General features: G+C 68.3%; 10 protein-coding genes, 1 pseudogene and 2 riboswitches. Of the genes and pseudogenes, 7 read left to right on the plus strand and 4 right to left on the minus strand.

Translation table 11 applies throughout. From position 1 onward, the window contains the following. Positions 1-111: riboswitch (TPP riboswitch) on the plus strand. The 7 genes and pseudogenes from OHA21_RS42435 to thiC all read left to right on the plus strand — a co-directional run bounded on the left by OHA21_RS42435 (position 105) and on the right by thiC (position 5,809). Continuing rightward, positions 105-683 (plus strand): thiamine phosphate synthase, encoded by a 579-nt coding sequence (locus OHA21_RS42435; protein ID WP_328465009.1) that lies wholly within the window; start codon positions 105-107, stop codon positions 681-683. It overlaps the preceding riboswitch by 7 nt. A 74-nt stretch (positions 684-757) precedes the next feature. Continuing rightward, positions 758-1,792 carry a glycine oxidase ThiO gene (gene thiO / locus OHA21_RS42440; protein ID WP_328465011.1) on the plus strand — a complete coding sequence of 345 codons (1,035 nt, stop codon included), beginning with the start codon at positions 758-760 and terminating at the stop codon, positions 1,790-1,792. After that, the gene (thiS, locus tag OHA21_RS42445) at positions 1,783-1,983 is read left to right on the plus strand and encodes a sulfur carrier protein ThiS (RefSeq protein ID WP_328465013.1); all 201 of its coding nucleotides are present in this window, start codon (positions 1,783-1,785) and stop codon (positions 1,981-1,983) included. The genes thiO and thiS overlap by 10 nt, the downstream gene beginning before the upstream one ends. Position 1,984: 1 nt before the next feature. Beyond that, positions 1,985-2,737, plus strand: a complete 753-nt coding sequence (locus tag OHA21_RS42450; protein WP_328465015.1) for a thiazole synthase — start codon at positions 1,985-1,987, stop codon at positions 2,735-2,737. Next, a pseudogene (locus OHA21_RS42455) lies at positions 2,731-3,291 on the plus strand (thiamine phosphate synthase); the annotation flags it as partial. The gene OHA21_RS42450 and the pseudogene OHA21_RS42455, both read left to right, overlap by 7 nt. 146 nt (positions 3,292-3,437) lie before the next feature. After that, entirely contained in the window at positions 3,438-4,205 is a 768-nt protein-coding gene (thiD, locus tag OHA21_RS42460) for a bifunctional hydroxymethylpyrimidine kinase/phosphomethylpyrimidine kinase (protein WP_328465017.1), read from the plus strand. A 74-nt stretch (positions 4,206-4,279) separates the two neighbouring features. After that, positions 4,280-5,809, plus strand: a complete 1,530-nt coding sequence (gene thiC / locus OHA21_RS42465; RefSeq protein ID WP_328465019.1) for a phosphomethylpyrimidine synthase ThiC — start codon at positions 4,280-4,282, stop codon at positions 5,807-5,809. A gap of 8 nt (positions 5,810-5,817) precedes the next feature. Here the strand turns inward: thiC and OHA21_RS42470 are convergent, their stop codons facing one another. The 4 genes from OHA21_RS42470 to OHA21_RS42485 all read right to left on the minus strand — a co-directional run bounded on the left by OHA21_RS42470 (position 5,818) and on the right by OHA21_RS42485 (position 11,633). Further along, positions 5,818-8,727, minus strand: a complete 2,910-nt coding sequence (locus OHA21_RS42470; RefSeq protein ID WP_328465021.1) for a DUF5305 family protein — start codon at positions 8,725-8,727, stop codon at positions 5,818-5,820. A gap of 109 nt (positions 8,728-8,836) precedes the next feature. Continuing rightward, positions 8,837-9,271: a hypothetical protein gene (locus OHA21_RS42475; RefSeq protein WP_328465023.1), complete on the minus strand. Its 435-nt coding sequence runs from the start codon at positions 9,269-9,271 to the stop codon at positions 8,837-8,839. A gap of 17 nt (positions 9,272-9,288) precedes the next feature. Next, positions 9,289-9,364, minus strand: a riboswitch (cyclic di-GMP riboswitch). 225 nt (positions 9,365-9,589) lie between these two features. After that, positions 9,590-9,982 (minus strand): ribonuclease domain-containing protein, encoded by a 393-nt coding sequence (locus OHA21_RS42480; protein WP_328465025.1) that lies wholly within the window; start codon positions 9,980-9,982, stop codon positions 9,590-9,592. Between the two features lie 103 nt (positions 9,983-10,085). Next, a complete protein-coding gene (locus OHA21_RS42485; RefSeq protein ID WP_328465027.1) occupies positions 10,086-11,633 on the minus strand; it encodes a hypothetical protein in 1,548 nt (515 codons plus the stop codon). Positions 11,634-11,947 lie beyond the last annotated feature (314 nt).

The following is an 11,947-nucleotide window of genomic DNA, read 5'->3' on the forward strand; positions in this document are numbered from 1 at the left end:
AACCAACCCCACGGGAGCCCGGGCACCGGGCTGAGAGGGGGGCTGACGCCGCCCCCGACCGTCGAACCTGATCCGGGTAATGCCGGCGCAGGGAGGAGTGCGTCATGCTTTTTGCTCGCATTCACGTCATAACTGATTCGATCGACGTGGTCCGCGGCGTGGCCGGAGCCGATGAGGTCGCGGTCCAGATCAGAGTCAAATCCAACGATGCCGAGGCTTACGCACTGACTGTGGCCGCAGTCGAAGTCTGCCGTGCCGCCGGGACGTTGGTGCTGGTCAACGACCGGGTCGGGGTGGCACTGGCGGCCGGCGCGGACGGGGTCCATTTGGGCGCGGACGATCTGCCGGTGACGGCGGCCCGGCGGGTGCTGGGGCCGTCTGCGGTCATCGGTGCCACCTGCCGCAACCCGGCGGCCGCCCGAGCTGCCGTCGCCGACGGCGCGAGCTATCTCGGTGTCGGTCCGGCGTTCGCGACATCCACCAAGGACGGGCTGCCACCGCCGCTCGGGCCGGCCGCGATCGCGGCCGTCGCCGAGGCGGTTCCGGGCACGCCGGTCCTCGCGATCGGTGGCATCACCGCGGATCGGGTGCCGCTGCTCGCGGTGCACGGTGTCGCGGCGGTCGCCGCCTTCGCGAAGGACCCGAAGGGAGCGGCGGCGGATTTCCTGGCGGCTCTGCGATGAGCGGCCCTTTCCGTGGCCCTTTCCGCGGCCCTTTTCGCAGCTCGACCGGGAGCGGCCGGGCCGGCGGCTCTGCGATGAGCGGGCGCCGGACCGTTGCGGTCGTCGGTGGCGGAATCATCGGGTTGGCCATCGCCTCCGAGTTGGTGTCGCGCGGCGCCGAGGTGACCGTCTTCGACCCGGATCCGGGCGGCAGCGACGGCGCCTGGCACGTCGCCGCCGGAATGCTGGCACCAGGCGGCGAGTCGGCTCACGAATATCCGCACCTCACGCGGCTGCTGGAAGCCTCGAATGCGCTGTGGCCCGAGTTCGCGGCGTCGCTCGGCGATGTCGGATACGACGATGCCGGGACGCTCGGTGTCGCGCTCACCGCTGACGACGTCGCCGACTCGATGCGGGAATGGCGACACCAGAAACTCGATCCGCTGACCGGCTCGCAACTGCGGGACCGGGAACCGGCCCTCTCGCCGCGGGTCCGGGCCGGTGTCTTCGCGCCCACCGAGACGCAGGTCGACCCGCGCAAGGTGGTCGCTGCACTGCGAGCCGGGCTGGCCGGGCGCATCGCAGCAAAACGCGTGGACGTTCTCTCCGATGTGGATGCCGACGTCACCGTGGTGGCGGCCGGCTGTGGCACGGCGGCGCTCACCGGGCTGCCGATCCGCCCGGTGAAAGGCCAGGTGCTGCGGCTGCGCGGCGAACCCGGCCTGCTCCGGCACGTGATCCACGGCAGTGCCGACGGCCGGCCCGTCTACCTCGTCCCGCGCGCGGACGGCGAGGTCGTGGTCGGCGCCACCCAGGAGGAGCGGACCGACCGAGCGATCACCGTCGGCGGTGTGCACGACCTGCTCCGGGCCGCCCTCGACCTGGTGCCAGGGCTGGCCGAACACGAGATCACCGAGATCACCGTGGGGCACCGCCCGGGCACCCCGGACAACGCCCCGATCCTCGGCCACGTCGACGACATCCGGCGGACCGTGGTGGCCGCCGGTCATCACCGCAACGGCGTGCTGCTCGCGCCGATCACCGCACGACTTGTCGCCGACCTGGTACTCACCGGCTCGGCACCCGCTCTGCTGGACGACTTCACCCCCGGGAGGTTCGGATGCGCCTGACGATCAACGGCCGGACGGAGAGCCGGCCCGACAACTGCTCAGTCGCGACCCTGGTCGCCGAGATCATCGCCGCCCAGCGTGGGGTGGCGGTCGCGGTCAACGGAACCGTCGTGCCCCGCTCGACCTGGGCCGACGTCGACCTGGCCGACGGCGACAAGATCGAAGTGCTGACCGCTGCGCAGGGAGGCTGAGATGGTCGTGCCTTTCCTGCCGGAGAACGGGCTGATCCTCGGGACCGGCGGTGCGAACAGCCTGGCCGCGCTGGAATCGGCGATCCGCGCATCGGAGACGACGCTGGTCACGGTGGCACTGCGGCGGGTCGAGGCGGCCGGGCCGGGGCTGCTGCCGATGCTGGACCGGCTCGGTGTGCGGGTGCTGCCCAACACGGCTGGGTGCTACACGGCGGGGGACGCGATCAAGACGGCGCAGATGGCGCGGGAGGCGTTCGAGACCGATCTGATCAAGCTCGAGGTGATCGGGGACGAGCGGACCCTGCTGCCGGACGGGGTGGAGTTGCTGCGGGCGGCGGAGATGCTGGTGATGGACGGGTTCACGGTTCTGCCGTACACCACGGACGACCCGATCCTGGCCCGTCGTCTGGCTGACGCCGGATGCGCCGCGGTGATGCCGGCCGGGTCGCCGATCGGTTCCGGGCTGGGCATCTCCAACCCGCATCACATCGAGCTGATCCGGCAGAGTGTGGACGTACCGGTGGTTCTCGACGCCGGGATCGGCACCGCCTCGGATGCGGCGCTCGCCATGGAACTCGGCTGCGATGCGGTGCTGGTCGCCAGCGCGATCACCCGGGCCGAGGATCCGGCGGCGATGGCTGCGGCTATGCGGCATGCAGTTGCGGCCGGGCGGCTGGCCCGGGCCGCCGGGCGCATCCCGCGGCGATATCACGCGGTGGCGTCCACAGCGGACGAAGGGATCCCGGTGTGGTGACGCCGGGCGGGCTCGTTGTGCTCACCGATCGGCGGTCTGCCGCCGGGCCGCTGGAAGCGGTGGTCGAGGCGGCAGTTCGCGGCGGCGCCGCATGGGTCATTCTCCGGGAACGCGATCTTGGGTACGCGGAACGCGCTGCTCTTGCCGCGCGACTCCGCTCGCTCCTGCCGCCGGGGCGGTTGATCGTGGCAGGGCCGGATCCGCTGGGCGGCTCGGCCGTGCACCTGGCGGCGGCCGACCCGCTGCCGGACGGGATCGCCCTGGTGGGCCGGTCCTGGCACGGGCACGAGACCTTGTCCGAAGTGGACTACGTGACTCTGTCGCCGGTCTTCCCGACCGCGTCGAAGCCGGGGTACGGGCCGGCGCTCGGGGTCACGGGGGCCGCCGAGCTGCGTGCGCCCGTGCCCTGGCTGGCATTGGGCGGGATCTCGTCGGTGTCCCGGGCGGCGGAGTGTGCTGCCGCGGGTGCTGCGGGGATCGCGGTGATGGGGGCGGTTATGCGGTCGCCGGACCCAGCGAACACGGCCCGGTCGCTGGCGGTGGGTTTCGCCGCGGGGCAGTCCGGCCCGGCTGACGCTCAGGGTCGTCTGGCGGGCGTTGAGGCAGCACTGGGTGACAGCTCGGGTTTGCCGGCTGACGCTCAGGGTCGCTTCTTGCGTGTTGAAGCAGCAGTGAGTGACAGCCGTGGGGGTGGGCGGGGATGACGCCGTCGGTGGTGTTGACGATTGCTGGGTCGGATTCTGGGGGTGGGGCCGGGATTCAGGCGGATCTGAAGACGTTCGCGGCGTTGGGGGCCTACGGGACCTCGGTGATCACGGCGATTACTGCGCAGAACACGCTTGGGGTCACGGCGATTCATCCGGTGCCGGCTGAGGTGGTGGCGGCGCAACTGGACGCGGTGCTCGCCGATTTGCCGGTGGCGGCGGTCAAAGTCGGGATGGTGTCGGATCCGGAAGTCGCGAAAGTCATCGCGGAACGGGCTGCCGACCTGCCGAACCTTGTCGTCGACCCGGTGCTCGTGGCCACTGCGGGGAGCCGGTTGGGAGAGGTGGCGGTGGTGGGGGTGCTTTGCGCGTACCCCAGTGTCCTGACGCCGAACCGGCACGAAGCCGGCGCCCTCCTGGGCAGGCCGGTCCAGACCGCCGAGGAAATGATCTCGGCGGCAGCCGAGCTTGCCGCGCTGGGACCGCGCGCGGTCGTGGTGACCGGGAGTGAGCTGGCGATCGATGTCCTGCATTTCGATGGGGAGACGTCGCTGCTGCGCGGCGAGCCGGTGCCGACTGTGAACAACCACGGTTCGGGGTGCACGTTCTCCTCGGCGATCGCGGTGCGGCTGGCGGCCGGCGATGCGGTGCCGGATGCCGTTGCGGCGGCGAAGGAGTACGTGCGGCGTGGCCTGCGCGGTGGCAGTTCGTGGCAGCTGGGCGCCGGGCCAGGGCCGCTGGACCACTTCGGCTGGTCCGCCTAAGTTTCCCGGCGGTTCGCGCTGGTGGGGATTCGTGCGCTCATCGGCCGTCGGTTTTGTCACTATATGGGGAGGTATTGCTCGTGCGTCGCAAGGTGTATGTCGAGGGACCCCGTCCGGAGATCCGGGTGCCGTTCACCGAGGTGGTGCTGACCGGTGACAACCCGCCGGTGCAGCTCTACGACACGTCCGGTCCTGGCAGTGATCCGGAGGTCGGCCTGCCGGAGATGCGGAAACCGTGGCGGACCGGGCAGACCCAGCTCGCCTCGGCGCGGGCCGGGATCATCACGCCCGAGATGGAATTCGTTGCGGTGCGGGAGGGTGTCTCTGCTTCTCTCGTGCGTGATGAGATCGCAGCCGGACGAGCCGTGCTTCCGACCAACGTGAACCACCCGGAATCCGAGCCGATGATCATCGGCTCCCGTTTTCTCGTCAAGGTCAACGCGAACATCGGTACGTCCGCGGTCACCTCGTCGGTCGCCGAGGAGGTGGAGAAACTGACGTGGGCGACCCGATGGGGTGCGGACACCGTCATGGATCTGTCCACTGGGCCGCGGATCCACGAGACGCGGGAGGCGATCGTCCGGAACTCGCCGGTGCCGATCGGAACGGTGCCGATCTATCAGGCCCTGGAGAAGGTCAACGGCGATCCGTTGAAACTGAGCTGGGAACTGTTCCGGGAGACCGTTCTGGAACAGGCTGAGCAGGGCGTCGACTACATGACCATCCATGCGGGGGTGCTGTTGGCGTATGTGCCCCTGGCCGCTGAACGCGTCACCGGGATCGTGTCGCGCGGTGGGTCGATCATGGCGGCGTGGTGTCTTGCTGAGCACCGGGAGAACTTCCTGTACACGCACTTCCGGGAGCTTTGCGAGATCTTCCGGGAGTACGACATCACGTTCTCGCTGGGGGACGGGCTGCGGCCGGGGTCGATCGCGGATGCCAATGATGAGGCGCAGTTCGCGGAGCTGCGTACGTTGGGGGAGCTGACGCACATCGCCTGGGAGTACGACGTGCAGGTCATGGTCGAGGGGCCTGGGCATGTGCCGATGCACAAGATCAAAGAGAACGTTGATCTGCAGGTTGAGCTGTGTGGTGGGGCGCCGTTCTACACGTTGGGGCCGTTGGCTACGGACATCGCGCCGGCCTATGACCACATCACGTCGGCCATCGGGGCGGCGATGATCGGCTGGTTCGGGACGGCGATGCTGTGTTATGTGACGCCCAAGGAGCATCTGGGGCTGCCTAACAAGGAGGACGTCAAAGCGGGGATGATCGCGTACAAGATCGCGGCGCATGCGGCGGACCTGGCCAAGGGGCATCCGGGGGCGCAGGAGTGGGATGACGCGTTGTCTCGGGCGCGGTTTGATTTCCGGTGGGAGGACCAGTTCGAGCTTGCGCTGGATCCTTCTACTGCTCGCGCTTACCACGATGAGACGCTGCCGGCGGCGCCGGCCAAGACGGCGCACTTCTGTTCTATGTGTGGGCCAAAGTTCTGCTCTATGAAGATCAGTCATGAGCTGCGGGCGGCGGGGATGAAGGCCAAGTCGTCGGAGTTCGTGGAGGCTGGAGGGCGGGTTTACCTGCCGGTTACGCCGACCAGCTGATGTCGCGCTCAGTCGGACTTGCTGCTGGGGCGTTTTGACGGGGGTAGGAAGTCGTAGAAGGGCTCGTGGGACGCCTCGGCCGGTTGCGGCTCGCTGGGCTTCTCAGCCTCATCAGCCTCGTCGGCCGGGGCGGTCCCGATGGGCTCGTTGAGTTCGGCCAGATCCTGCACGGCTTGGCGCTCGGCGGCGGCAGCCGTTGCACGGGCTTCGTCGTCGTTGTCCGGTTGGGGGGTGCCCACGGTGGCTTCGGGTTCGGCTTGGGAGTTTCGGTCGAGGCGGGGGTCGACCGATTCGGCCTCGGCTCGAGGCTGTGCCTCGGCCTTGGGTTGAGGCTGCGTTTGCGGTTCGGCCTGGGCTGGCTGTGGCGGGGTGGCTGCCTTGCGCGGGCGGGGCTTGCGGCGGCTGGCCCGCTTCTTTACCTCGGATGGCGCGTTATGTGCGGCCTGCTCTTCGGTGTTGTACTTACCCTCGGCGCGGCTCTTCGCTTCGGCGTCGATCTTTTCGGCGTCGTCGCTCTTTGCCGAAGTGGGTTGCGGGAGCTCTTGAGCTTGGCTGGTCTCTTGGGCCGAAGCGCGATGCTTCCCCGCTGATTGATCGGTGTCAGCCAGGTCGATCGCCTGTTCGGGTTCGGCGTCGGCTGTCTCCGCGGCTTGCGGGACGGCCATGGGGTCCGCGGCGGCGCCTGTTGTCTGCTCGGGTGTCGGGGCAGCGGGTTCGGGCTCAGCGGGGGTTGCTGTGCTCCCGTTCTGCTCGGGTTCCGGCGTGGTGGTCGCCGGCTCGGTCGGCTCCGTGGACGCGGAGGCCGTGTCGGGTTGCAGCTGGTCGGTATCGGCGGCGATCGGCAGGTCGGCAGCTTCTGGCGCAATCTGCTGCGGTTCTACGACGGGCCGCTCTGTGTCCTGCGGTTCGGTGGTCGATTCGGTGGCAGAGGGCTCAATGGTTGCGGGCTCAGTGGTTGCGGACTCGGCGGGTTCAGGTTCAAGGGCTGGAGGCTCAACGGCTGCAGGCTCAGCCGTCGGCTTCGGCCTGGGACGGCGGGCTCGCTTGGCGGGGGCCTTCGCCGGGGTGGCTTTGGCCCTTGGCTTCGGCTTCTTGCTGCCATCCTGTGGCTGCTCGCCGGCATCCTGCTGGCCGCCCTCTTCCTGGCCCATCGTGGGAGCCGACCCTTGCTCGTCCGAGGTTGCGGCGCTTGCTTGCCTGACTGCGGCGGTCGCCCGCACCGATGGCTTTCTCGCGGCGGCGGTCTCCGACGCCCGGATCTCCACTGTCGCGGCCTCGGGCGTTGTTGCCGGCTCGATCACTGCGATCTCGGGCGCCTCGGGGGCCGCGGGTAGAGCGGCGGCCGGAACCGAACCGGAGACCGGGGCGGCCTTGCGCGACCGGGAAGTGGCAGCGGGGTCGGCGGTGATTTGTGGGGACTCCGGGTCTGTTGCGGCGGTCAGGATTCGATAGCGGTAGGTGATTCCCTCGTCCCGGACGACGAAGTCGTCGGAGCCGTCGGGGCGGGTCCAGGTGAGGATCATCTGGCCGTAGCGTTCGGCGAGCTTGACCAGGGCGGGGAAGGTGTCGACCTGGACGACGGGCTTGCCGGGTGGGGAGGCCATCGGCTCCACCGGGACGATCAGGTGGGGGTACCGGCGTTCGATCTGCGCCCGAGTTCGCAGAGGCACGTGGCGGAGAGCCATCACCGCGATGATCATGGCGCCGACGAAGGCGATCAACAGCAAGTAGACGGCGTATCGGCGGGCGGCGTGGGCGGTGAGGAGATCGTAGCCGAAGACACCGATTTGGCGGTTCTGCATCGAGGCGACGGTGCCACCGCTGGACTGGTCGAGCACTAGGGTTTCCGGGCCACCGGCAAGGGTTAGCTGGAGCGGGGCGAGGTTGAGCGAGACCTGCGGCTCGAAGGTGGTGCCATCGCTGTGTTGAACTTGTGCGGTGATAGCCAGGGTGACTGCGCCGATTTCAGCGCCGATTGCTTTGCCAGCATCAACTGCGCGCTGCTGAAGGGCGGCCAAATCCAGTTGAACCTTGCCGGTGTAGCGGTCGGCGTTGAACTCTTTCTCCTGAGATAACTGCATCGTTGTGTGCCAGCCGTTATCGGCGGAAAGACGGGCGGTGACGCCGATTCTTCCAGGTCGACCTCGATAGTGCATATGCAGGTCGACGATCTCGGTGAGTTTCCGGAATATTGGATCAGGCGAGTACACCGTGGTGCCGTCGTAGGCCGCGGAGCGTGGTACCTCAGCGGAGTAGCTGTAAGTCATCGACTCTCCGGCTCTCGCCGTGCCGACGACGGCCTCGGTGGCCGGTTTGATCCAGCCCAGCAAGCCGAGTGCAATACCGGCGAAACCACAGAGGCCGACCATGATGGCAAGGGCTTTGGCCGCGGGATGTAGCCGGCGAATGGCCTTGAAACTCGCTGTGGCCATTGCCAGAGTGCCGCCTTGGCCAGACATGCGTTTCACTTTCTTCTTCCGGCTACCGCGGGGGATGTCCCGGCGTGTCTTTGCCGCTGCTGTGCCACCGCCGACGAACAAGAAGCCCAGCATCCCCAGGCCGGTCGGACTGAGCAGTGGCTGAAGCCACGCACCGGCCTTAGGTATGTGCACGACTGCCCGTCCAATGATCTCCTTGGAGGCGGGTGTTTCGGCGTCGATGGAACCGTTGTTGTCGCCCTTCAGGACGTAACCGTTGTCGTCGCCGCCGATGATGCGGTGCAAGACTTCCAACCGGCCGCCAGAGCCATGATATGCGGCGATCTGACCCACTTCATAGCTATCGGACTTTGCGACGATGACGAGATCGCCCGCGTGGTACACGGGCAGCATGCTGATGCCATGTGTGACGACGTAGGAGACCCGCTGGGTTCCGATCGCCCACGCGACCATGGCCGCCATCAGGATGATGGCGGCCATGGCGAAAGGGCGGACTGATCGGATGGTTCGTCAACCTATTCCGGAGGTACAAATCGGGCTTGTCGAGTTGCTCTGTCCGACGAACTCGGCGTTTGCGCGGGTGCCTTGCTCAGGCTGCCACAAGGCTTACGGACACGTCCGTCAAAGCCGTGTACCAGGAGCCGGTCGGAGTTCCGGCGCTCTGACCAACTGTGCAGGTGGTGGACTCGGAGGTCGTGGGTGCGCAGTAGAACCCAGCCGCGCTGTTTCCGGCAGATCCCGAGACGACAACCTTGACCGTTGAACCGTCGGGGACGGTGGCCCCGTTCTGGCCAGCGAATGTCACGGTCGCGCCAGTAACCCGGTCCGGGTTGGTGGCGTCGGTATCGAAGACGATTCCGGTGAGGTCGGCACCCTCGACATCCTGAGCTACGGCGATCTTGCCGCCGACGACAGTGGGACCGGAAATCGTGTTGGTCAGGCCGCTGGCGGTGAAGGCGGTGCTGCCTGCGGCGACGGCACCGGCGACGGCGATGCCGCCCAGCAGCTGAATCATGTTGCGCATATGTGTGTCTCCCCTTGGTCGGTAACCCAGCCGGCCCGGTGGGCCCTGTGGCTTTGCGTCCCCGGCTTGCGCTCGGGTTTGCTCTTGTCGGCCGAGCGGATGCTCGAGTGTTTGTTGCTTGCGCCAGGTTGTTCGGTCATGGGCCGGAGGGCCTAAGAGTTAGGGCGCATCTTTTCCGCGAATTCCGTGCCTTAGCTCCAACACGGTGCTATGCGGTTGCGGGAGGTGCTGCAGAACCGGGCATCCGGGCCCAGCGGGGCACAGACAATGCGCGACGGTCGTCCGGAGACGAGCGCCGCGCGTACGCAAGAACGGGTTTTAAAGCCTGTAGAAAGTCACGTAGTGGTCGGGCGTGAAGTAAGCGACCCGACTGCTGCGATTGACCACGATTCGGTACGCGTCTCGGGCTGCGCCGCGGTTGCGGGAGTAGACGTCGTACTCGCCGTAGGTTGCTGACGGCAGCTGGCCCTCGCGGTTGTAGAAGCGGCCGCCGGTGTAGTTGTAGTTGCCGTACGGCCACGAGTACCACCCGGCGGAGGTGGGCCAGCCCAGTGACTGCCAGCCGCTGTAGGCGGTGCGGGCTGCCGCGCACCTGCTGATCGTGCAGCTGTTGTACACAGCGGCCTGCGCGGCGTCTGTCGAGACGGGCGCCACCACTGCGGTGAGTACCAGGGCCAGGCCGGCGAAGAGCCGGCCGATTCGGGACAGCATGATCGGACTCCGATGCCATCGAGGGGATGAGACCCGGACATCGACCATCGTCACTGCGGTGGGAAACCGGCGGTACCTCCCGAACCGGTCATTCCATGGAAGTTCAGTTGCTGCCCAGACCGTTCACCCAGTTGACGTATTCGGAGTCCTTGCCAGGCGGCGGCAGGATCGCGTCCGGCTGCAGGGGTGCGCGCTGGGCCGGTGCGTTGATCCGGGGGTGCTCGGCGGTGTCGATGCCGGTGCGCGGGGCGGGCTGGGCAGCCGCGAAACCGTCGAACGACGGCGTGGGTGCGGGCGCGGCTGGCGCGGCGGGGGTGGGCTCGGGCGCCGGGCGGCGGGTGCGCCAGCCCCGGCGCAGGCTGGCGACCGGGCCACCGGACCGGCTCTGCTGACCGGAGAAACGCGGCTCAGGCGAAGCGGATGAGGAAGGAGGCTGGGCGGAGGGGGACGGGGCGGCCTGGAAAGCAGGCGAAGCAGCCGCCCCCTGGAAGTTCGGCGATGCGGTGCCGGAGTGGCCGAACGGCGTACCCGTGCCGGCGGTAAAGGGTGACCCAGCCGCATTGGCCGGGGTGTTGTTGGCCAGGTCGGCCAGCGGATGCGGCCGGTCCGGCAGCGTGAACACGCCGGTGTCGGAGGGCCGCAGCTGCGCGTCCGGACGCTTGGCGGCAGCAGCCGCGACCGCAGCGATCGCGGACTGGCTGGGCGCGTTGCGCTGGGGCAGCGGCGAGCGGCCGGCGCTGGGCTCGGGCGCCGAGTCGGGTGGGGTGTCGCCCGGCTTGCCCGGCTCTTCCGCGGGGGTGGCTGAGGGGGCGCCGCGCATGATCGCGGCCAGGACCGAGCCGAGTACGCCGGCGCCGCTCGCGATCATCGCCGCCCAGTAGGGACTGAAGCTGATGTCGGTCGACGAGCCGGGGCCGGCGATGAGGTAGGCGCCGGTGAGCAGGGCCGGTCCCGCCAGGCCGGTGAGGGCGACGGCGAGGGTCGACATGTTCCGGCCGCGGGCGATCCAGCCGAGGACCAGCCCGGAGAGCAGGGCGAGCACCGGCATGGTGAGGAACGGGGTGCGCTCGGCGACGGCCGCCGGGATCAGGCTGCCGTCGAGGACGCCGAGACGGACCGAGGCCGGCGTGCGGCCGGGCAGCAGGGACGGTGCGACCGAGACCAGGGCGACAACCCAGATCAGTACGCTGAGCACGGCCACGTTCCACCGGGCCACTGCCTTTGCGGCGGCGGCCCACGCGGCGAAGATGCCCGCGGCGGCGCCGAGTGCCGCGCAGATCCCGATGACCAGAACCGGGCGGATGCCGTCGATCTGCGCGGACCGGGCGGGTTGCATGGTGAGCGGGAGCACCGCCAGCGCGCCGAGACCGGCGGCGAGGCCCATCGCGAGCGCTCCGCCGGGTCCCACCGGTTGCGGGCGCCACCTGGGGCGGAAGCCGGTTCCGATGATCGCGGCGAGGGCGGCGGCGGTCATCGTGATCCATGCGACCCAGGCCAGCTGCGCCGTCCATTGATCACGGAGGGTGATATCCAGGTCCAGGTCGAGCCGCACCATGCCGAGCCCGTAGGCGATGCCGAGCTGGCCGGCTCCGACCACGGCTGCTGCCGCGGACGTAGTGGCCAACAGCTTCACCCAGCTCCGAAATGCCATGCCGGGCACGTTACGGAATGTTCCGCGCCATGCGCCAGTCCGGTCCGCGCTTCTTAAGACAGCCTAAAGTCACGATCTTCATACATCGAAATTATTCGTTCAATTTCGAATACGCAGTGTGACTTCTTTGCAACGTACGGGATATTTGCCAGACGACCGTCCGCAGTGGACACTACCCGGCACGGACAGCCTGTCCGTCACCTGATGCGAAACCTTGCGAATGTGAGACGCCTGTCGAAACCCGAGGTCGCGGGACGGAAGTCCCACATAGTGGTTGGAATCGTGATGGTGTTCGGTGACCGCGACATCACGGA

Origin of the sequence: Actinoplanes sp. NBC_00393 (assembly GCF_036053395.1) — a bacterium.
GTDB lineage: Bacteria > Actinomycetota > Actinomycetes > Mycobacteriales > Micromonosporaceae > Actinoplanes.

What these genes read in the sequence shown, in the direction of transcription:
- OHA21_RS42435 (WP_328465009.1), top strand. Translation starts at nt 105, where the DNA reads ATGCTTTTTGCTCGCATTCACGTCATAACTGATTCGATCGACGTGGTC.
- thiO (WP_328465011.1), top strand. Translation starts at nt 758, where the DNA reads ATGAGCGGGCGCCGGACCGTTGCGGTCGTCGGTGGCGGAATCATCGGG.
- thiS (WP_328465013.1), top strand. Translation starts at nt 1,783, where the DNA reads ATGCGCCTGACGATCAACGGCCGGACGGAGAGCCGGCCCGACAACTGC.
- OHA21_RS42450 (WP_328465015.1), top strand. Translation starts at nt 1,985, where the DNA reads ATGGTCGTGCCTTTCCTGCCGGAGAACGGGCTGATCCTCGGGACCGGC.
- thiD (WP_328465017.1), top strand. Translation starts at nt 3,438, where the DNA reads ATGACGCCGTCGGTGGTGTTGACGATTGCTGGGTCGGATTCTGGGGGT.
- OHA21_RS42470 (WP_328465021.1), bottom strand. Translation starts at nt 8,727, where the DNA reads ATGGCCGCCATCATCCTGATGGCGGCCATGGTCGCGTGGGCGATCGGA.
- OHA21_RS42475 (WP_328465023.1), bottom strand. Translation starts at nt 9,271, where the DNA reads ATGCGCAACATGATTCAGCTGCTGGGCGGCATCGCCGTCGCCGGTGCC.
- OHA21_RS42480 (WP_328465025.1), bottom strand. Translation starts at nt 9,982, where the DNA reads ATGCTGTCCCGAATCGGCCGGCTCTTCGCCGGCCTGGCCCTGGTACTC.
- OHA21_RS42485 (WP_328465027.1), bottom strand. Translation starts at nt 11,633, where the DNA reads ATGGCATTTCGGAGCTGGGTGAAGCTGTTGGCCACTACGTCCGCGGCA.